Below are 19,557 nucleotides of genomic sequence, written 5' to 3'. Positions count from 1 at the left end.
CAAAGTCGTCGAACACTGTGGCCTTGCCCGTCGCGAAGCGCCGCATATCCGCATGCATCTCGACCGGCTCGGCGGCGAGGGCGCCGCGCGCAGCGGATTGTCGGCCTGATCAGTCGGAATAACGCCGCGGAAAAGTCGAGATCGCCCGGGCGGCGGTGACCGCACCGCGCGACAGGGCGCCGCCGAGCGTTCCGCCCTGGACCAGGGCGGCCAGGAAGGCTGCGTTGAAGGTGTCGCCGGCGCCGACGGTGTCGATCACCTCGACCTTCGGCGAGGAGGCGTGGAAGTGCTTGTCGGCGGTGTAGGCATGCGCGCCCTGCGCCCCGTCCTTGACCACCAGCGTATGGTCAGAGCCGACGCGCTCGACCAGCAGGGCGATGGCGGCCTCGAGATCGTCGGTGCCGGCGAGGCCGCGGGCCTCCTCGGCATTGATCAGCGAGATGTCGGCGGCACCAAGCCATTCGAACATCTGGCGCTTGTTGTCGTCGGTCCAGCCGACCGGAGGCCAGCCGGGATCGATGGCGGTGCGCCAGCCCTTCGCCGACAGGGTTTTTAGCAGCTTCACCGTTCCGGCTTCGATGCGAGGCAGCAGATGCCCGCCCGAGACGAGGGCGAAGGCGTTGTCGCCGGGCGCCGCCGGCAGGCGTTCGACCAGGTCTTCGAGGCTGGCCTTCTGCAGATGGCCGGGGGTGGTGAAGAAGACGCGGTCGCCACCCTTGTGCACAATGCCGACGGTCAGCGTCGTGTCGCAGGGCTCGACGATCCATTCGCTGGAACCCGCGTCGAACTGCCCGCTCAGCCATGCGCCGTTCGGGTCGTTGCCGACCGAGGCGATCATGCGGTGGGGCACGCCCATGCCGGTCAGCGCCAGCGCGGTGTTGCCGGCCGAGCCGCCGGGCCGCATTTCGGAACGGTCGACGACAACTTCGGTGCCGACGGCCGGCCAGCCATCGACTTCGCCGAGTACGAGGTCGACATTGACGTTGCCGAGGACGAGCAGTGTCGGAACGGTCATGAATTCTGCCTATACAATGGCAGCCGCTGCGACGATCGAAGCGGCTGCTTGTCAGTCTCTAGTGCATGCCCCCGAAAATCGGAAATCGATTTTCGGAAAGGATCATGCACAAAGTCAAAGTGTTACAGCGTCCTTAGCGCGTCCAAAAGGACGCGCGGCGCTGTATCAGGCGCTGACGCGCGCGACCACCGGCACATAGTTCTCGAGTTCCGGCGCCGGGAAGCTGACCGTGCCGTTGATCTCGGCCGAGCGATAGAGCCCCATCAGGATCTCGACCACCGCAAGCCCGTCGTCGAAAGTCTCGAGCGGACGTTCCCCCTTGCGGAAGCACTCCACCATGTGACGATTCTCGTCGGTATAGCCGTAGACGCCGGCTTCGTCTTCAAGAACCGGCATCAGACCTTGTTCGGCATTCTGCTTCTCGACCAGATCTTCGCCTTCCTCGCCCTTGACCTCGCGCGACATGAAGATCTTGAGGCCGGAGTTCAGCGAGTTGAACTCCATCGAATATTCCGGCCCGAGCAGTTCGAGCTGGATGCGCAGGCCCGCACCGACATAGGCCCAGGAGGTGGTGGCCTCGATCATCAGCTCGTTGCCGTCCTCGTCCTCCAGCAGCACGGTGCCGCGGGCAAAATCCTCTGACGGACGGTTGCGGTAGTCGACCTCGGCGCCGAAGCGCTTCTTCAATTGGTCGGCATAGTGGGGCCGCGTCCATTTGAGGTTGGCGACCGTGCCGTTGACCTGCTTGACGGTCAGTGACTTGCGGGCCGCACCTGGCTTGGTCAAAAGGTGGCGCGCTACCTCGACGCTGTGGCACATCATGTCGGAGAGCACGCCGCCACCCTGCTTGTCGCCCTGCCAGAACCACGGCTCGTGCGGGCCCGAATGCTCTTCCGCCGCGCGTGCCAGATAGGGCCGGCCGGTGGTCGAGGCGGCACGGCGCCAGATGATGTCCTTGCCGCGGATGACGGGCGTGCAGAACACCTGGTTTTCGAGATAGCCGTGGTTGAGCCCGGCGTCCTCGGCGAGGCTCAGCATCTCGCGCGCCTCGGCGATGGTGCGGGCAAGCGGCTTTTCGCAGGCGACCGCGATTACCTTGCTGCGCCCGGCCTTCACTTCGGCATGGATGGTGCGCATCACGTCGAGGCGGGTGTAGTTGGGCGAAAGAATCCAGATCGCGTCGACATCGTCGGCGTTGACGAGCGATTCCAGGCTGTCGTGGCTGGTGCATTGGCCGAGTTCGAACTCGGCAACGCGCGTGGCAAAGCGGGCGCGGTTTTCGGCTTTCCGGCTATAGACGCCCGTGACGTCGACGTTTCGCACGCCGAGCATGCCCTTGAGGTGAAATTCCGCGATGAAGCCGCTTCCGACGAAGCCGACGCGCAGCCGCTGTTTGGGCAATCCGGTCATGGTCGATCCCTCTCTCTTAGTCTTGAAGTTATTTCGGCGCTGGTGCGGTTGTGCCGCGAACCTTGAGCGTCGTCGGCATCATCACCGGCTGGCGCGGCGTGAGCCCGCCCGACATCATGTCGAGCAGCATGTTCATGGCGGCGCGGCCGATGTCTGTGCGCGGCTGGCTGACGGTGGTCAGCGGCGGGTAGAAGGCCTCGCTGAGAAACAGGTCGTCGAAGCCGACCACCGAGACCTGGCCCGGCACGTCGAGGCCGAGCCGGCGCAGTTCATGGATCACGCCGAAGGCCATCTCGTCGTTGGCGCAGAAGATCGCGGTCGGTGGTTCGGGCAGTGCGAACAGTGCCTGGCACAGGCGCTGGCCGGTGCGCAGCAAATAGTCACCGGTCTGCTCGTAGCCGTCGGGAATGGCGAGACCGGCAGCGGCCATCGCCTTGCGATAACCTTCACGGCGATGGATGCTCATGATCTCGGGCACCGGGCCGGAGATGTGGGCGATGCGGCTGTGGCCGAGACTGATCAGGTGCTCGATGGCATTGCGCGCAGCCCCCTCGTTGTCGATCATGACATGCGGGAAGCCGGCATTCTCGATCTCCTCCAGCGCGACCACGATCGGCGCGCCGCCGGCGATGGAGGCGAGGAAGCCCTCGCGCTCGGGCAGCTTGCCGGTCATCAGGATCATGCCGTCGGCATGGCCGTCGCGCAGCATGTCGAAATACTCGACCTCGCGGTCGGAGTCGTTTTCGGTGTTGCCCATCAGCACCGAGTAGCCGGCGGCGCGGGCGGTGGCTTCGACGCCCTTGAGGACCTCGAGATAGAACGGGTTGCCGACGTCGCGGACGACCATCAGCACGGCCATGGCGCGTTTGGTGCGCAGGTTCCGGGCGCTGACATTGGGCCGGTAGTTCAGTTCGCGCGCCACCTCGCGGATGCGGCTCAGCGTCGGCTCGGCCACCAGCCCGCTGTCGCTGAGCGCGCGCGATACCGTGGCCGCCGAAACGCCCAACCGCTCGGCGATGTCCTTGATCTTGGGACGCTCGTTCATCCGCGCATCGCCCGTCCGCGGCCGTAGAACAGCATCAGCAACAGCAGCGTGGCGCCGAACACCATCTGCCGCCCGGACTCGTCGATATGGACGGTGGTCAGGATGCCCTGCAGGATGACCAGCAGCAAAGCACCCGCCATGGTGCCGGTGTAGCCGCCCTTGCCGCCCGACAGCGGCGTGCCGCCGAACACCACGGCGATGATCGAGGCCAGCATGTATTGCTCGCCGACATTGGCGAAGGACGAGCCGGAATAGCCGAGCAGGCAGATGCCGGTGATCGACGCGAAGACGCCCGACAGCATGAACAGCGAGATGCGCATGCGCCTCACCGGTACGCCGGCCATGTAGGCGGCCTGCTCGTTGGAGCCGATGGCGTAGATGCGGTGACCGAATACGGTGCGGCGGAGCATGAAGGCCATGAGCAGGCCGATCGCCACCCACAGCCAGATGATGCCGGGCAGGCCGAACAGGAAGGGCTGGGTGACGAAGCGCGACAGGGCGGGGGCGGCGAAGCCCGAGGGAATGCCGTTGCGCACTACCACAAGAAGGCCCTGCAGCACGCCGAGCATGCCGAGTGTCATCACCAGCGGCGGGATGCGCAGAAGCGTGACGCCGAGGCCGTTGAACAGGCCGATCAAGGCACCCGCCGCCATGCTGGCGAGGATGGCGGGCAGGATGCCGCCGTCGGCGCCGTTCATGACGTTGCCGGCGATGATCGCCGACAGCGAGATCACGCCGCCGACCGACAGGTCGATGCCCTCGCGGCCGCCAAGGATGACGAGGTTCTGGCCTGCGGCGACGATGCCGAGCAGGGCGGCGACGATCAGCAGCCTGAGGATCTGCTGGGCCGAGGCGAAGCCCGGCGACAGCGCCTCGCCGAGCAGCAGCAGCGCAACGATCAGGATCAGCGCCACCACCAGCGGCTGCTTGAGGAAGGCGAGCAGGGGCGAGGGGGCGGCGGGGGTTGCCGGCGTCTGTGTCGTGGCGGTCATGCGCGGGCCCTCCGTCCGACCAGGACGCCGGCCATGAGCGCCACCAGGATGGCGAGGCCCTGGACCAGGTTCTGCCATTCCGACGGCGTGCCGACGAAGAAGACGAGCGAGTTGATGAGGCCGATGATCAGCGCGCCGATGACCGAGCCGACCACGGTGCCGAACCCGCCCGACAGTGCGCTGCCGCCGAGGACCACCGCGGCAATGGAGAACAGGGTCATCTTGCCGCCGACGAGTGGGTCGCCGCTGGCCGTGTCGCCGGTGATGCAGAAGGCGGCAAGGGCGGCAAACAAGCCGCACAGCGCATAGCCCTGGATGCGGATTTTTGTCACTGGGAGCCCGCTCTGGAACGCTGCCTGGGCGTCGTCGCCGACGGCGAGCAGTTGCGTGGAAAGCCTGATACGGGAGATGAGGTAGAGCACGATGGCGAGCAAGACGGCTGCATAGAAGACGAAGGGGATTTCGAAAAAGCGGCCGCCATAGGTGCGCCAGAAGGTGGCGGGCGCCGGCGTGCCGGCGACCGGCATGACGTAGAGCGCAACCCCGGTGAAGAAGATGCTGGTGGCAAAGGTCGCCACGATCGCCTGCAGCCTCAGTGCCGCGACCACGACGCCGTTGACGATGCCGCAGGCAAGGCCGGTGAGCAGGCCGACGCCGAGTGCGGCCACGACCGAGAAGCCGGTGCCGCCCATCTTCTCCATCATCACGACGATGACGACATTGACCAGCGACACGATGGTGCCGGCCGACAGGTCGATGTCGCCGGCATAGACGACATAGGTCTGGGCGATGGCGAGCAGCATCAGCGCGAGATAGGTCTTCACCAGGCCAGTGATGCCGACGAAGCTTACGCTGCGCGGCTGGTAGAAGCCGTTGAGCGCAAGCAGGATCAGCGCGATGACAAGTGCCGGCAGGAACGGATAGCGCTCGACGAGGCGCTTCAGCCCGCCGGGCTTAGGGGTGGAAAGGGTCGCGGCACTCATCACGCGGCCTCGTATGCTGCCTGGTAGAGATTGTAGCGCGTTCGGTCCGCGCCAGTGAGTTCGCGCCGCACCGAACCGCCGTTGAAGACGAGGATGCGGTCGGCATTGTTGAGCAGTTCGACGTCTTCCGAGGAATAGAGCACGATGCCCATGCCCTCGGCGGCGAGCTTGCGGATCAGCGCGAAGAGGTCGGCCTTGGCCGAGAGATCGATGCCCTTGGTCGGGTCGTCGAGCAACAGCACATCGGGACGGTCGATCAGCCAGCGCGCGATCACGATCTTCTGCTGGTTGCCGCCCGACAGCGAGTTGATCGGATGGGCAAGCCCGGCGAATTTGGTGTGCAGCGCCTCGAGCGCGGGCTTCACGCGTTCAGCCAATGCGGACGGGCGCGCCAGAAACAGCTTCTGCCTGAGATAGTGGATCGGGGTGACGTTCTCGAGGATCGGACGGCCGGAGATGACGCCGTCGCGGCCGCGGTCGCCCGAGACATAGGCAAGTCCGTGGCGGATTGCTGCGCGCGGGTTTTGGGCAGCGAAGGGTTTTCCGTTGAGGGTGATCGCGCCCGAGGCGAGCGGATTGACGCCGAAGATGGCGCGCAGCACCGCCGACTGGCCCTGTCCGTGCAGGCCGCCGAAACCGAGGATCTCGCCCTTGGCGACCTCGAAACCGACATTGGCGAAACCCTTGCCGGAGAGCCTGTCGACCGTGAGCACGGCGGCCCGGGCGCCGGTCGCAGCGAGCGGCGGCGCGCTGGAGGGGCCAGCAAGCTCGTCCTGTCCGCCGACCATCAGCCGGATGACGGCGGCGGGATCGGTGTCGGTGATGCGCCTGGTGCCGACCGTCTCGCCGTCGCGGATGACGGTGACGCGGTCGCCGATGGCAAAGATCTCGTCCATGCGGTGCGAGATGAAGATGATGCTGCGGCCCTCGGCCTTGAGGTCGCGGAGAATTTCGAAGAAGCGGTCGACCTGCGCCCGGTCGAGTGCCGAGGTCGGCTCGTCGAAGATGATCACCGGCGCCTCGGTGGCCAGCGCCTTCATGATCTCGACCAGCTGGCGCTGGTCGGCGCGCAGGTTCTCGACCGTGGTGTCGCCCGAAAAGCCTTCGCCGGCAACCTTGTCGAACAGGGAGATATAGCGCGTCGCATGGCGCTCCAGCGCCTGGCGGTCGACGAAGCCGCCGCGCGTCACCGGCATATCGGGCAGGCAGATGTTTTCGGCCACCGTGCGGTGTCCGGCGAGGCTGAGTTCCTGGTAGAAGATGCCGATGCCATGGTCGCGGGCCGAGCGCGGTCCGGTAATGGTGACGGGCTTGCCGTCGATCAATATCTCGCCGCCATCAGGGCGGACGGAGCCTGCCAGGATCTTGCACAGCGTGCTCTTGCCCGACCCGTTCGAGCCGATCAGCACATGCACCTCGCCGGCGTCGAACGAGAGGTCGCCGCGGCGTAGCGCTAGGGTGGCGCCGTAAGCCTTGCTTACGCCGCGGAGCTCAATTTTCGACATGGCGATGGCTTCCCTGGACTAGGTCGGTCCGGGGGCGCGGCCTGGTTCGGCACGCCCCCGGCTTGGGAAGAAGCTTACTTGAAGAGCTTCTGGGCGTCTTCGATGGAAAGCTGGCTGGTGTAGGAGAAGTAGCCCGGCTTGCCGTCCAGTTCCTTGGCGACCTGATCGACGTTCTTGGAGTCGATGAAGGGGATCGGCAGGTACATGGCGTTCTTGTACTGGCCCGCCGTTGCCGGCTCCTTCAGTTCCTTGCCCTCAAGCATCAGAACGGCGACGTTGAGGGCCGAGGCCATGACGCCGGGGGGGTTCACCGAAGCGCCCGAGTTCAGCTTGTCCTTGACCCAGATGTCGATGAAGTCCTTGCGGATTTCGCCGGTGGCGGCGATCGACGACTGCTTCTTGGCGTCGATGATCGACTTCCAGGCGCCGGCTGCCATGCCGTCCTGCACCCATACGCCGCTGATGTCGGGGTTGGTGGCCAGCAGGTTCTGCATTGCCTGCTGGCCCTGGGCCTGATCCCAGTTGGCGTTGACTTCGTTGACGATCTTGATGTCGGGATACTGGCCGAACACTTCCTTGTAGCCGGCGACGCGCATCTCGTTGGCCGGATGGCCGGCGACGCCGTTGATGGCAACGACATTGCCCTTGCCGCCGAGCGTCTCGGCCAGCCACTTGGCGCCTGCCGCACCCCATGCCTTCTGGTCGATACCGACATAGGTGGCGTCGGGCGAGGACACCTCGGCGTCGGTGGAGATCACCAGGATGCCGGCTTCCTTGGCCTGGGCGAAGACTGGATCGAAGGCGGTCGGGCTGTTGGGATTGATGATGATGGCGTTGACGCCTTCATTGATGAAGTTGCGGACATGCGCGATCTGGCCGGGCACGTCGACATTGGCGCTCTGCACCACGACCTCGACATTGACGCCCTTGTCCTTCCAGGCTGCCGCTGCGGCCTGCGCCTGCTCGATCATCTGCGTGCGCCACTCCGAGCCGACCCAACCGTTGGACAGGCCGATCTTGTAGTCGGCCGCCTGGGTCGAGAACGCCGACACGGCGAGCGCCGCGACGGTGGTGAGCGCCAATGCTGTAAACTTCCTCATGAATTCCTCCCGATGCAAAAACTGCTGCAACTGATGATAGGCAGAAGATGTAATCGATTTCAATCCGGATTTTTCAAGGGGTTGCGCAACACCGGAACACGTCAAGATGAGGTCCCCGATAGGGCCTGCGGCGTGAAGCTTCTCGACAATCGGGACGCTGCAGATTAGGCAGGCCGGAAAATCGCGCTGCCCCTGTTGAAAGGCCTGAACGTGAGCACCAAAACCCTGATCGCCCCGTCGGTCCTGTCGTCGGATTTCTCGAAGCTCGGCGAGGAGGTCGAGGCCATCGTCGCTGCCGGCGCCGACTGGATCCATCTCGACGTCATGGACGGCCATTTCGTCCCCAACATCACCTTCGGCCCGCCTGTCATCAAGGCGATCCGCGACCGCACCGACAAGGTGTTCGACTGCCACCTGATGATCGAGCCCGCCGATCCGTATCTCCAGGCGTTTGCAGATGCCGGCTGCGACATCATCACCGTGCATGCCGAGGCCGGCCCGCATCTCGACCGCTCGCTGCAGACGATCCGGAACCTTGGCAAGAAGGCCGGTGTGTCGCTCAACCCGTCGACGCCGGAATCGGTGATCGAATATGTGCTCGACCGTCTCGACCTGGTGCTGTTGATGACCGTCAACCCCGGCTTCGGCGGCCAGGCCTTCATCCCGGCTGTCATCGAGAAGGTGAAGCGCGTCAAGGCGATGATCGGCAATCGTCCGATCGACATCGAGATCGACGGCGGTGTGACGCCCGAGACGGCCCCGCTGGTCACCGCGGCCGGTGCCAATGTGCTGGTCGCCGGCAATGCCGTGTTCAAGGGCGGACCGTCGGCCTACGCCGCCAACATCGCAGCGATCCGGGCTGCTGCCGACAAGGCTGCGATCTGATCTAGAGAGAAAGCACCCCCACCCCTAACCCCTCCCCACAAGGGGGAGGGGGACTTTGTAGCGCTGTCGCCCAGCGCCGATCTTCGACGATTTTGGTGGCAACGACGGGGAAATCGTCCCCCTCCCCCTTGTGGGGAGGGGTAAGGGGTGGGGGTGCAAAGCTGGTTGAGCCCTGGGCCTGCCCCATAGCGGGCTAAGCGGAAAACACCCTGTTGCCGTCGATCCAGACGCCTGAAACGTCGAGCTTGTCCGTGAGCTGGACGATGTTGGCGACGGCGCCCTTTTGCAGGCGGCCGAGGCGATGGTCCTGGCCGACGGCTTCGGCAGGATAGAGCGAGGCCATGCGTAGCGCCTCGGCGAGCTCCAGCCCGATCTTCTCGTGCATGAAGCGCACCGCCGAGATCATGTCGAGATCGGCGCCGGCGAGCGTGCCGTCCTCCAGCGTCAGCCGGCCGTTCTCGCGCCTGATCGTGCGTCCGTTGAGCTGGAACGACTTGAGGTCGGTGCCGATCGTCGCCATGGCGTCGGTGACGAGGAAGATGCGCGCCGGTCCGGTCTTGGCCCTGAGCGCGATCGCCATCGTTGCCGGGTCGACATGGATGCCGTCGGCGATCAGCCCGGCCCATAGCGAGCTGGTGTCGACGGCAGCACCCGCCAGCCCCGGTTCGCGGTTGCCTATCTGGCTCATGGCATTGAACAGGTGGGTCGCCATCGACGCGCCGGCCTCGGCATATTCGCGCGCCACACGATAGCTGGCGTCGGTGTGGCCAAGGCTGACCACGATGCCGGCTTCCGAAAGCTTGCGGACCTGGGCCGGGGTGACAGATTCCGTCGCCACCGTCGTCAAAAGCACCGGCATCGCCTTGCGGGCTTCGATCAGCGCCGCCTCGTCGGCGTCGTCCATCGGCCGGATCAGCTTGGGGTCGTGCGCGCCCTTGCGGGCGAGCGCGAGATGCGGCCCCTCGAGATGCAGGCCGAGGAAGCCCGGAACCTTCCGCTTCGCAGCCTCGGCGCCGGCGGCGATGGTGGCGTGGGTGATCTCGCGCGTGTCGGTGATCAGCGTCGGCAGCACGGCGGTGGTGCCGAACGGCATCTGCGCCCGGCAGATCGTTTCCAGCGTCTCCACATCCGGTTTGTCGTTGAGCATCAGACCGCCGCCGCCATTGACCTGCAGGTCGATGAAGCCGGGGGCCAGGATGCCGCCGCCATCGGAGAGGCTGACGCCGGCCGGCACCGCCTTGCGCGCAACGATGCCCTCGACCAGCCCATCGGCGACGAGAAGGGCTGAATCCTCGTGCCACGCATCCCCGTCGAAGATCAGCGTGGCGGCTATGGCAAGACGGTCGCTCATATCGTTTCGGTCACTTTGCGCAGGTTGGGCGGGCTGTCGGGGTTGAGCCCTCGGTGGCGGGCGAAGGCCTCAACGAAGCCGTAGAAGGAGGCGATCAGCATCAGCGGGTCGGTCAGCGGATGGCCGGTGGCGACATGCGGAAGCATCTTGGCTTTCTTGGCCAGTGCCGAGGTGATGTGGATCGCCGCACCGCGCTCGGCCAGGCCGTCGGCGGCCTCTGCGATTGAGGGCTCGGAAGCGTCGCGGGCGGCAAGGGCCAGCACCGGGAAGCCGGGCCGCACCAGCGCCAGGGGCCCGTGCATGACTTCGGCAGCGCTATAGGATTCCGCGTGCATGGCGCAGGTTTCCTTGAACTTCAGCGCGGCCTCGTTGGCGATGGCGAAGGAGGGGCCACGGCCGAGGATGAACAGCGAGTTGCCGTCGGTCAGACTGTCGGCAATGCCCATCCAGTCGCAGTCGACCGCCTTGGCGAAATGACCGGGCAGCGCCTTGAGCGCGTCGAGCAGCTGGTCGTCGCCGGTCCAGTGGCCAAGCACGGCAAGGCCGGCCACCGCCGAGTTGACGAAGGTCTTGGTGGCGGCGACGCTCTTCTCCGCGCCGGCCAGGATGTCGATGGCGTGGTCTGAGGCGACCGCCAGCGGCGAGCCGGCGGTGTTGGTCAGCGCAATCGTCAGCGCGCCGCCTGATCGCGCGCCCTCGGCCATGGCGACGATGTCGGGGCTCTTGCCTGACTGCGAGATGGCGAGGCAGGCGGAATCGGCGAGCTTCAGCTTGGCGCCGTAGATCGATGAGATCGACGGGCCGATGGAGGCCACCGGAAGCCCGGCCGTCAGTTCGATCGCATATTTGAGGAAGGAGGCGGCGTGGTCGGAGGAGCCGCGGGCGACGGTGGTGACGAAACGCGGGGCAGCGCGCTTGAGATGCAGGCCGGTCTCGGCCAGTTCCTTGGCCGAGCCTTCGAGCAGGCGCGCCGCGGCTTCGGGGATTTCGGCGATTTCGCGCCGCATATGGGTAGTCGCGTTCAAGTATTCTCTCCTTCTTGCCCGTCCGGGCCGGGTAGTCTGAGTTCGGCGACGAAGTCATAGGCGTCGCCGCGATAGATCGACTTGGTGAACTCGATCACCTTGCCAGTGGCGAGGTACGAGATGCGCTCGATCTGCAGGCAGGCCGTGCCGAGCGGCACCTCGAGCAGCCGGGCGTCCGCCTCGCCGGGATTGATGGCGGAGATGCGCTGCACGGCCCGCACCGGCCGGTGGCCGGTCTCGCTCAAGGCCATATAGAGCGACGAGGTGACTTCGCGAGGGTCGGGCAGCACGGAAGCCGAAATTGTCGCGCGCTCGATGGCCAGCGGCGTGTCGTCGGCGATGCGCAGGCGGCTCAACCGCGAGACGAGTTCGCTCGAGGACAGCCCGAGGGCCATCATTTCGTCGGGGGAGGCGGTGTAGATGCCGCGGTCGAGCCATTGCGAACGGGCCGCCATGCCGCGCCGCGCCATGTCTTCGGTAAACGAGGTCAAGCGCGACAAGGATTGCTCGACGCGTTCGCGGCGCGGCGCAACGAAGGTGCCCGAGCCGTGCCGCTGCACCAGCACGCCCGATTTGACCAGGTCCTGTACGGCCTTGCGCACGGTGACGCGCGAGATATCGGCGCGAGCGGCGATCTCGCGCTCGGACGGCAGGGCGTCGCCGGGGCCGATCAGGCCGCGCCGGACCGCTTCCTCGATGTTCTTCTTGAGCTGGAGATAGAGCGGCGCGCCGGTCGGCGTGACGTCGCGCAGCGTCTCGAAAATGGCGCTGGCGGGGTCACTCATCGCCGCCCGCCTTGCCGAACCGCTTCGCCGCCATCATCACCGCGCCGCCGAGCGCGTCTTGCAGCGGGGCGTGGATGATTGTCCGATAACGCTCGGAAAGCAGCGGGGCGTAGAGGCCAGAAAGTCCGCCGAGCAGGCACAGCCACTCTGTCGCCGCCAGGTCGAAAACGCCAAGCGTTTCCTCGACATCGGCAACCGCCCGGTCGACGATCCTCCTGGCTACCGCATCGCCTCTCGCCGCGTGCTCGAAGACCAGAGGGGCGAAGGCACCGTAGTCGGCCGGCTTGGCGGTGGTGGTGAACTCGACCATCTCGCCTGGGTTGCCGTTGAAGCGTTCCAGCATGATACCGGCAAGCGGCGAGCCGGTGTGGATCTTGTCGTAGACGAGCAGCGTTTCCTGGAGCAGGTCGCGCCCGATGCGCGCGCCGCTGCCGAGATCGCCGATCTGGAAGCCCCAGCCGCCGATGTGCCGCAATTGCCCCTGCCGCCGCGCCAGATAGACGGAGCCTGTGCCGAGGGCGGCGATGGCGCCGTCATGCTCGCCGAGCGCGCCTTCGAGCGAGATCAGAGAATCGTTTTCGACTTCGCTCCGGGCGAAAGGCAGGGTGGCTTCCAGGCGCTGCTTGTAGTCGCCGACATTTGCACCCGCGAGGCCCAGCACAGCGGGCGTCGATGCCATCAGGGTTGGGTCGTGGCCGGCATCGATAAAGGCAAGGCGAGCCGCCTCGACAATGTTCTCGCTTGCGCCGGCAAGATCGGTGCGGATGTTGGCCGGTCCGCCACGGCCGCGGCCCAGTATCGCGCCGGTAGCGGTTGCCACTGCGGCCCGGCAACCAGTGCCGCCGCCATCTATCCCGAGCACAAGATCCACGACGTTTTCTCCTCGGCGGCGATAATACCAATAAAATACCAATAGCCAAGTGTTAAATTCCGGCCACTGGTATTGCGTGCTCGTTGAGTTGAATTTTAAGGATTTTTCGCAGCATCTTGCGTTGCGGTAGAGGAATTTGTTAACGGCGCTAGACAAGTGGTATTTTTTTGGTATCGTCAAAACAGGGAGAGATGGAATGGCGCCTAGGCGAACTGAAGCGGTGCACGAGGATGCCCAGGGCATTGATGCCAGGGCGCCGGAATCCGTTTTGCGCCTACTTGCCGACGCCCAGGTCGAGGCCGCCGGTGCCGTCCATGCCGCCATCCCCGAAATAGCCGAAGCCGCTGAGACGATTGCTGCCTGTCTCGCCGCGGGTGGGCGCCTCGCCTACGCCGCAGCCGGCAGTTCCGGCCTGATGGCGCTGGCCGACGCGCTCGAACTTCCCGGAACCTACGGCATTCCACGCGAGCGGGTGCATATCATGCTGGCGGGCGGTGCCGAGGCCCTGGTCAATCTGGCCGGTGCGCCGGAGGACGATGCCGGCCAGGCTGTGCGCGATGTCCAGGCTGCCGGGCTCGGCGCTGGTGATTGCCTGATCGCGATTTCCGCCAGCGGCTCGACGCCCTTTGCCATGGGTGCATTGGAAGAAGCCAGGCGCCGGGGCGCTGCCACCATTGCGATTGCCAACAATGCGGGTGCGCCGATGTTCGATATCGCCGATACTTCGGTGCTGCTGGCGACGCCGCCGGAGGTGGTTGCCGGCTCGACGCGCATGGGTGCCGGCACTGCGCAGAAGATCGCGCTCAACATGATGACGACCATGGCCGCGATCCATCTCGGCCATGTCCATGACGGCTACATGGTCAATCTTTTCGCCGACAACATCAAGCTGCGCGACCGCGCCGCGCGCATCGTCTCGGCCATCGCCGGCTGCGATGCGGCGACCGCCGAGGAGCTGCTCGAAAAGTGCGGCGGCGCAGTGAAGGTGGCGATCCTTTTGGCTGCAGGCGCAGCGAGCCCGGCGGCGGCAAATGAACTTCTAGAAGAGGCCGGCCAGAAATTGCGGCCGGCCCTTTCGAAGCTCGAGGGGAGCAGAGGCTCTCGTCAGTAGAGGCCCGAGAAGGTCAACAGGGAGAATGGAAATGAAACACAGGTTGCTTACTGGACTTCTGATGGCGTCCAGCATGCTCGGCACCGCCGGCATCGCGTTCGCCCAGGACGCCACGCTCACCATCGAGAGCTGGCGCAACGACGATCTCGCCATCTGGCAGGAAAAGCTGATCCCGGCGTTCGAAGCCAAGCACCCCGGCATCAAGGTGGTGTTCTCGCCGTCGGCGCCGACCGAATACAACGCCGCGCTCAACGCCAAGCTCGACGCAGGCTCGGCCGGCGACCTCATCACCTGCCGTCCGTTCGACGCCTCGCTTGAGCTCTACAAGAAGGGCCAGCTCGCCGACCTGACCAGCCTTTCCGGCATGGAGAACTTCTCCGACGTCGCCAAGTCGGCCTGGACGACCGACGACGGCAAGGCCAATTTCTGCGTGCCGATGGCTTCCGTCATCCATGGCTTCATCTACAACAAGGAAGCCTTCGAAAAGCTCAGCATCACGCCGCCGGCGACCGAAGAGGAGTTCTTCACCGCCCTCGACAAGATCAAGGCCGACGGCACCTACATCCCGATGGCGATGGGCACCAAGGACCTCTGGGAAGCCGCGACCATGGGTTACCAGAACATCGGGCCGACCTACTGGAAGGGCGAGGAAGGCCGTCTGGCGCTGATCAAGGGCGCGCAGAAGCTGACCGATGCCGACTGGGTTGCCCCGTTCGCCACACTCGCCAAGTGGAAGCCTTATCTCGGCGACGGCTTCGAGGCGCAGAGCTATCCGGACAGCCAGAACCTGTTCACGCTCGGCCGTGCGGCGATCTTCCCGGCCGGTTCGTGGGAAATCTCGGTGTTCAACACCCAGGCCCAGTTCAAGATGGGCGCCTTCCCGCCGCCGGTGCAGAAGGCCGGCGATACCTGCTACATCTCCGACCACAACGACATCGGCATCGGCCTCAATGCCAAGAGCAAGAACCCCGAGGCCGCCAAGACCTTCCTGACCTGGGTGGCTTCGCCCGAGTTCGCCTCCATCTACGCCAACGCGCTGCCGGGCTTCTTCAGCCTGAACTCGGCTGCGGTGAAGATGGAAGATCCGCTGGCGCAGGAGTTCGTCTCCTGGCGCGAGAAGTGCAAGCCGACGATCCGCTCGACCTACCAGATCCTGTCGCGCGGCACGCCGAACCTCGAAAACGAGACCTGGGTCAAGTCGGCCAACGTGATCAACGGCACGGAGACGCCGGAAGCCGCTGCGGCCGAGCTGCAGAAGGGCCTCGACAGCTGGTTCAAGCCGGCTAACTAAGACCTGACAAAGGGCGGCGGATCGGCTGTTGCGGCCGATCCGCCGCCCTTTGACTACCCGGCGATGTTCCGTCACCTTGCGGCATGGCCTTGCGGCTTGCGAAACCGGCTGCAGTGGTCGCGTGCGCGGCTATTCCGACAAGCACCGACAAGCCGACGTCAAACAGAAAAGAAGGTCGCGACCATGACCGCTGAGACCGACGACAAGAGACCGACGCGCTGGCACATCGCCGTTTTCCTGGCGCCGGCACTCTTGGTCTACACCGCAGTGATGATCCTGCCGCTGTTCGGCACGCTGCAGCTGTCGCTGTTCCGCAGCGTCGAAAACGTGCAGGTGTTCTCCGGCTTCGATAATTTCCGCACGCTGTTCGGTGATCCGCGCTGGGCGGCGTCGTTCTGGAACGCGCTCGGCAACAACACCTGGTTCTTCATCATCCACATGCTGGTGCAGAACCCCATCGGCATCCTGCTGGCCGCGCTGCTGTCGAGCCCCAAGCTGCGTTTCAGCGCGTTCTACCGCACGGCGATCTTCATTCCGACCATCCTGTCCTTCGTCATCGTCGGCTTCGCCTGGAAACTGATCCTGAGCCCGCTCTGGGGTGTTGCGCCCAACCTGCTCGACCTTGTCGGGCTGAAAAGCCTGTTCGTGCCCTGGCTCGGCAAGGAGGAATATGCGCTGACCACGCTCGGCCTGATCTCGGTCTGGCAGTTCGTCGGCATTCCGATGATGCTGATCTATGCGGCGATGCTGTCGATCCCCGACGAGGTCATCGAGGCGGCCGAATGCGACGGGGTGACCGGCATGTCGCAGTTCTGGAAGATCAAGCTGCCGCTGATCCTGCCGTCGATCGGCATCATTTCGGTCCTCACCTTCGTCGGCAACTTCAACGCCTTCGACCTGATCTATTCGGCGCAAGGCGCGCTAGCCGGCCCCAACTACGCCACCGACATCCTGGGCACGTTCCTCTATCGCACCTTCTTCGGCTTCCAGCTGCAGATCGGCGATCCCAACATGGGCGCCACCATCGCCTCGATGATGTTCTTCATCATCCTCGCCGGCGTCTGCGTCTACCTGTTCCTGATCCAGACGCGGCTGCGCCGCTACCAGTACTGAGGGTGTCATGAGCAAGGCCGCCTCCTCCCTGCCGCGCAGCATCGCCGCCCATGCGGTGCTTCTGACCTATACGGTCATCGCGCTGTTTCCGGTGATCCTGATCGTCGTCAACTCGTTCAAGTCGCGCAACGCCATCTTCCGTTCGCCGCTTGCGCTGCCGACGGCCGAGACCTTCGATCTCATCGGCTACAAGACGGTCATGGCCCAGGGCGACTTCATCCAGTATTTCCAGAACAGCCTGACCGTCACCGTCGTCTCGCTGTTTCTGGTGTTGCTGTTCGGCGCCATGGCGGCGTTTGCGCTGTCGGAGTACCGCTTCAAGGGCAACACCATGATGGGGCTCTACCTGGCGCTCGGCATCATGATCCCGATCCGCCTGGGCACCGTTGCCATCCTGCAGCTGATGGTGGCGTCGGGGCTGGTCAACACGCTGACGGCACTGATCCTGGTCTACACCGCGCAGGGCCTGCCGCTGGCGGTCTTCATCCTGTCCGAATTCATGAAGCAGGTGTCGGACGACCTCAAGAACGCCGGCCGCATCGACGGGCTCTCGGAATACCGCATCTTCTTCCGCCTGGTGCTGCCGCTGGTCCGCCCGGCCATGGCCACGGTTGCGGTGTTCACCATGATCCCGATCTGGAACGACTTGTGGTTCCCTCTCATCCTTGCGCCGTCGGAACAGACCAAGACGGTGACGCTCGGCGCCCAGGTGTTCATCGGCCAGTTCGTCACCAACTGGAACGCGGTGCTGGCAGCGCTTTCGCTCGCCATCCTGCCGGTTCTGGTCCTCTATCTCTTCTTCTCGCGGCAGCTCATCCGCGGCATCACTTCCGGAGCAGTCAAGTGACCACTGAAAAGCCCCTTCGCGTCGTCGTCGCCGGTCTCGGCAACATGGGCCGCAGCCATGCGCTGGCCTATCACAACAATCCCGGCTTCGAGATCGCGGCCCTCGTCAACCGCTCCGACGTGCCGCTGCCGGCGGAACTCGGCGGCTACGGCATCGGACGCTCGTTCGAGGACGCAATCCGCGAGCTCAAGCCCGACGTCGCCTCGATCAATACCTATTCCGACAGCCATGCCGACTTTGCGGTGATGGCGATGGAGGCCGGTTGCCACGTCTTCCTCGAAAAGCCGCTGGCGACCACGGTGGCGGACGCCGAGCGCGTCGTCGCCTGCGCCAAGGCCAACGGCCGCAAGCTGGTGATCGGCTACATCCTGCGCCATCACCCGTCCTGGATCAGGCTGATCGGCGAGTCTCGCGCACTCGGCGGGCCTTACGTCTTCCGCATGAACCTCAACCAGCAGTCGTCGGGCCACAAGTGGGAGACGCACAAGCAACTGATGAAGACGACCTCGCCGATCGTCGACTGCGGCGTGCATTATCTCGACGTGATGTGCCAGATCACGGACGCCGAGCCGGTCGAGGTGCGCGGCATGGGCTTGCGGCTCTCCGACGAGATCGACCCGGCGATGTACAATTACGGGCACCTGCAGGTGCTGTTCGCCGACGGATCGGTTGGCTGGTACGAGGCCGGCTGGGGCCCGATGATGTCGGAGACCGCCTTCTTCGTGAAGGACGTGATTTCGCCCAGGGGCAGCGTGTCGATCGTCGTCAACGAGGCGGCGACCAAATCCGACGACGTCGATGCCCACACCAAGACCAACATGATCCGCGTCCACCGCGCCGATACCGGGGCCGACGGCAATTTCCTTCACGCCGACGAGGATCTGTCGATGAAGGATGAGCCCGGCCATCAGGACCTCTGCGACCGCGAGCAGGCCTTCGTGCTGAAGGCGATCCGCGAGGACATCGACCTCGGCCGCCACATGGCGGATGCCGTCAAGTCGCTGCGCGTATGCCTGGCCGCCGACGAAAGCGTCCGCACTGGCCGCGCCGTCAAGCTCTAGGAGCATGATCCCGGAAGGTCGCGGACTTTCCGGCCAGGATCGTGCGTCAATGAAATCGAAGGGGAAGAGCCTGTGGGATCTCTCAAGATCGAAAACGTCAAGAAGTCCTTCGGCCCGGTCGAGGTGCTCAAGGGCATTGATCTCGACGTCAAGGACGGCGAATTCGTCGTTTTCGTCGGACCGTCCGGCTGCGGAAAGTCGACGCTTCTGCGCATCATCGCCGGCCTTGAGGACGCGAGCTCGGGCAATGTGCTGATCGACGGCCAAAGGGTCACCAATGCGCCGCCGGCCAAGCGCGGCATCGCCATGGTGTTCCAGACCTATGCGCTCTATCCGCATCTGACGGTGCGCGACAATATGGGCCTCGGCCTCAAGCAGGCTGGTGCGCCGGCCGCCGAGATCGACAAGCGCATCGCCGCCTCGTCGGCGATGCTGTCGCTGGAGCCCTATCTGAAGCGTCGTCCGGCTGAACTCTCCGGCGGCCAGCGCCAGCGCGTCGCCATCGGCCGTGCGCTGGTGCGCGAGCCGAAGCTTTTTCTTTTCGACGAGCCGTTGTCGAACCTCGACGCGGCACTGCGCGTCAATACAAGACTCGAGATCGCCCAACTGCATCACCGGCTGAAGGCGACAATGGTCTATGTCACCCACGACCAGGTCGAGGCGATGACGCTGGCCGACCGCATTGTGGTGCTGAACGGCGGCAAGGTCGAGCAGGTCGGCGCGCCGATGGAGCTCTACAACAAGCCGGCTAATCTTTTCGTTGCCGGCTTTATCGGCTCGCCCAAGATGAATTTCATCGATGGAGCCCGGCTCGGCGAAAGCGCAAAAACCGTCGGCGTGCGGCCCGAGCACATCTCGGTCAGCGACACCGCGGGCGCCTGGAAGGGCACGGTCATCCATGCCGAGCACCTTGGCGCCGACACCAACGTTTTCCTGGAGACGGAAAAGGCCGGACTGATCACCATCCGTTTGTTCGGCGAATACCAGACCGGGCCGGGTGCGACGCTTTTTGCGACGCCCGATCCGGCGCGCACCTACCGCTTCGGCGAGGATGGGCGAATTCTGCAGTAACACGGCAACGGAACTGCCCCCTCATCCGGCCGCTTCGCGACCACCTTCTCCCCGTGGGGGAGAAGAGGAAAGCGGCGACGCCCCAAATCTCCTCTC

General features: G+C 65.0%; 18 protein-coding genes. 7 read left to right on the top strand and 11 right to left on the bottom strand.

Going from position 1 to position 19,557, the window contains the following annotated elements:
- Nucleotides 1-109: 109 nt before the first annotated feature.
- From ABSY17_RS22785 to ABSY17_RS22755, 7 genes are all read right to left on the bottom strand, one after another.
- On the bottom strand, nt 110-1,015 hold the full coding sequence (locus tag ABSY17_RS22785; RefSeq protein ID WP_378945902.1) for a carbohydrate kinase family protein: 906 nt from the start codon (nt 1,013-1,015) through the stop codon (nt 110-112).
- A gap of 165 nt (nt 1,016-1,180) precedes the next feature.
- Nucleotides 1,181-2,425, bottom strand: a complete 1,245-nt coding sequence (locus tag ABSY17_RS22780; protein ID WP_378945899.1) for a Gfo/Idh/MocA family protein — start codon at nt 2,423-2,425, stop codon at nt 1,181-1,183.
- 28 nt (nt 2,426-2,453) lie between these two features.
- A complete protein-coding gene (locus ABSY17_RS22775) occupies nt 2,454-3,470 on the bottom strand; it encodes a LacI family DNA-binding transcriptional regulator (protein ID WP_378945896.1) in 1,017 nt (338 codons plus the stop codon).
- Nucleotides 3,467-4,462 carry an ABC transporter permease gene (locus ABSY17_RS22770; RefSeq protein WP_378945894.1) on the bottom strand — a complete coding sequence of 332 codons (996 nt, stop codon included), beginning with the start codon at nt 4,460-4,462 and terminating at the stop codon, nt 3,467-3,469. The genes ABSY17_RS22775 and ABSY17_RS22770 overlap by 4 nt, the downstream gene beginning before the upstream one ends.
- Nucleotides 4,459-5,445 (bottom strand): ABC transporter permease, encoded by a 987-nt coding sequence (locus ABSY17_RS22765; protein ID WP_378945891.1) that lies wholly within the window; start codon nt 5,443-5,445, stop codon nt 4,459-4,461. Before ABSY17_RS22765 ends, ABSY17_RS22770 begins: the two co-directional genes overlap by 4 nt.
- Nucleotides 5,445-6,950 carry a sugar ABC transporter ATP-binding protein gene (locus tag ABSY17_RS22760; protein WP_378945888.1) on the bottom strand — a complete coding sequence of 502 codons (1,506 nt, stop codon included), beginning with the start codon at nt 6,948-6,950 and terminating at the stop codon, nt 5,445-5,447. The genes ABSY17_RS22765 and ABSY17_RS22760 overlap by 1 nt, the downstream gene beginning before the upstream one ends.
- Before the next feature lie 74 nt (nt 6,951-7,024).
- Complete coding sequence (locus ABSY17_RS22755; protein WP_378945885.1) at nt 7,025-8,050, bottom strand: ABC transporter substrate-binding protein; 1,026 nt, start codon at nt 8,048-8,050, stop codon at nt 7,025-7,027.
- Nucleotides 8,051-8,260: 210 nt separating this feature from the next.
- Here ABSY17_RS22755 and rpe point away from each other — a divergent pair, with 210 nt between their 5' ends.
- Entirely contained in the window at nt 8,261-8,935 is a 675-nt protein-coding gene (rpe, locus tag ABSY17_RS22750) for a ribulose-phosphate 3-epimerase (RefSeq protein WP_378945882.1), read from the top strand.
- A 193-nt stretch (nt 8,936-9,128) separates the two neighbouring features.
- Here rpe and nagA read toward each other — a convergent pair whose 3' ends face one another.
- Genes nagA through ABSY17_RS22730 form a run of 4 tightly spaced genes read right to left on the bottom strand, consistent with a single transcriptional unit; the run spans nt 9,129 to nt 12,967 of the window.
- Entirely contained in the window at nt 9,129-10,286 is a 1,158-nt protein-coding gene (gene nagA / locus ABSY17_RS22745) for an N-acetylglucosamine-6-phosphate deacetylase (RefSeq protein ID WP_378945880.1), read from the bottom strand.
- Nucleotides 10,283-11,293: an SIS domain-containing protein gene (locus ABSY17_RS22740; protein WP_378952968.1), complete on the bottom strand. Its 1,011-nt coding sequence runs from the start codon at nt 11,291-11,293 to the stop codon at nt 10,283-10,285. Before ABSY17_RS22740 ends, nagA begins: the two co-directional genes overlap by 4 nt.
- 14 nt (nt 11,294-11,307) lie before the next feature.
- Nucleotides 11,308-12,096: a GntR family transcriptional regulator gene (locus ABSY17_RS22735; RefSeq protein ID WP_378945877.1), complete on the bottom strand. Its 789-nt coding sequence runs from the start codon at nt 12,094-12,096 to the stop codon at nt 11,308-11,310.
- Complete coding sequence (locus ABSY17_RS22730) at nt 12,089-12,967, bottom strand: BadF/BadG/BcrA/BcrD ATPase family protein (RefSeq protein ID WP_378945875.1); 879 nt, start codon at nt 12,965-12,967, stop codon at nt 12,089-12,091. Before ABSY17_RS22730 ends, ABSY17_RS22735 begins: the two co-directional genes overlap by 8 nt.
- A 196-nt stretch (nt 12,968-13,163) precedes the next feature.
- Here ABSY17_RS22730 and ABSY17_RS22725 point away from each other — a divergent pair, with 196 nt between their 5' ends.
- From ABSY17_RS22725 to ABSY17_RS22700, 6 genes are all read left to right on the top strand, one after another.
- Nucleotides 13,164-14,078: an N-acetylmuramic acid 6-phosphate etherase gene (locus tag ABSY17_RS22725; protein ID WP_378945872.1), complete on the top strand. Its 915-nt coding sequence runs from the start codon at nt 13,164-13,166 to the stop codon at nt 14,076-14,078.
- A 31-nt stretch (nt 14,079-14,109) separates the two neighbouring features.
- Nucleotides 14,110-15,369 carry an ABC transporter substrate-binding protein gene (locus ABSY17_RS22720; RefSeq protein ID WP_378945869.1) on the top strand — a complete coding sequence of 420 codons (1,260 nt, stop codon included), beginning with the start codon at nt 14,110-14,112 and terminating at the stop codon, nt 15,367-15,369.
- Between the two features lie 183 nt (nt 15,370-15,552).
- On the top strand, nt 15,553-16,482 hold the full coding sequence (locus tag ABSY17_RS22715; RefSeq protein WP_378945866.1) for a carbohydrate ABC transporter permease: 930 nt from the start codon (nt 15,553-15,555) through the stop codon (nt 16,480-16,482).
- Nucleotides 16,483-16,489: 7 nt separating this feature from the next.
- Nucleotides 16,490-17,329, top strand: a complete 840-nt coding sequence (locus ABSY17_RS22710) for a carbohydrate ABC transporter permease (RefSeq protein ID WP_378945863.1) — start codon at nt 16,490-16,492, stop codon at nt 17,327-17,329.
- The gene (locus ABSY17_RS22705) at nt 17,326-18,390 is read left to right on the top strand and encodes a Gfo/Idh/MocA family protein (protein ID WP_378945860.1); all 1,065 of its coding nucleotides are present in this window, start codon (nt 17,326-17,328) and stop codon (nt 18,388-18,390) included. Before ABSY17_RS22710 ends, ABSY17_RS22705 begins: the two co-directional genes overlap by 4 nt.
- A gap of 72 nt (nt 18,391-18,462) precedes the next feature.
- Nucleotides 18,463-19,461, top strand: a complete 999-nt coding sequence (locus ABSY17_RS22700; RefSeq protein ID WP_378945857.1) for an ABC transporter ATP-binding protein — start codon at nt 18,463-18,465, stop codon at nt 19,459-19,461.
- Nucleotides 19,462-19,557 lie beyond the last annotated feature (96 nt).

Origin of the sequence: Mesorhizobium sp. ANAO-SY3R2 (assembly GCF_042466635.1) — a bacterium.
GTDB lineage: Bacteria > Pseudomonadota > Alphaproteobacteria > Rhizobiales > Rhizobiaceae > Aminobacter.
Note: the sequence above shows the minus strand (reverse complement) of the source record. Positions and strands in the feature narration are given on the sequence as shown.

Bases quoted from the DNA above. Each gene is read 5' to 3' on its own strand.
- ABSY17_RS22785 (WP_378945902.1), bottom strand. From the start codon at position 1,015: ATGACCGTTCCGACACTGCTCGTCCTCGGCAACGTCAATGTCGACCTC.
- ABSY17_RS22780 (WP_378945899.1), bottom strand. From the start codon at position 2,425: ATGACCGGATTGCCCAAACAGCGGCTGCGCGTCGGCTTCGTCGGAAGC.
- ABSY17_RS22775 (WP_378945896.1), bottom strand. From the start codon at position 3,470: ATGAACGAGCGTCCCAAGATCAAGGACATCGCCGAGCGGTTGGGCGTT.
- ABSY17_RS22770 (WP_378945894.1), bottom strand. From the start codon at position 4,462: ATGACCGCCACGACACAGACGCCGGCAACCCCCGCCGCCCCCTCGCCC.
- ABSY17_RS22765 (WP_378945891.1), bottom strand. From the start codon at position 5,445: ATGAGTGCCGCGACCCTTTCCACCCCTAAGCCCGGCGGGCTGAAGCGC.
- ABSY17_RS22760 (WP_378945888.1), bottom strand. From the start codon at position 6,950: ATGTCGAAAATTGAGCTCCGCGGCGTAAGCAAGGCTTACGGCGCCACC.
- ABSY17_RS22755 (WP_378945885.1), bottom strand. From the start codon at position 8,050: ATGAGGAAGTTTACAGCATTGGCGCTCACCACCGTCGCGGCGCTCGCC.
- nagA (WP_378945880.1), bottom strand. From the start codon at position 10,286: ATGAGCGACCGTCTTGCCATAGCCGCCACGCTGATCTTCGACGGGGAT.
- ABSY17_RS22740 (WP_378952968.1), bottom strand. From the start codon at position 11,293: ATGCGGCGCGAAATCGCCGAAATCCCCGAAGCCGCGGCGCGCCTGCTC.
- ABSY17_RS22735 (WP_378945877.1), bottom strand. From the start codon at position 12,096: ATGAGTGACCCCGCCAGCGCCATTTTCGAGACGCTGCGCGACGTCACG.
- ABSY17_RS22725 (WP_378945872.1), top strand. From the start codon at position 13,164: ATGGCGCCTAGGCGAACTGAAGCGGTGCACGAGGATGCCCAGGGCATT.
- ABSY17_RS22720 (WP_378945869.1), top strand. From the start codon at position 14,110: ATGAAACACAGGTTGCTTACTGGACTTCTGATGGCGTCCAGCATGCTC.
- ABSY17_RS22715 (WP_378945866.1), top strand. From the start codon at position 15,553: ATGACCGCTGAGACCGACGACAAGAGACCGACGCGCTGGCACATCGCC.
- ABSY17_RS22710 (WP_378945863.1), top strand. From the start codon at position 16,490: ATGAGCAAGGCCGCCTCCTCCCTGCCGCGCAGCATCGCCGCCCATGCG.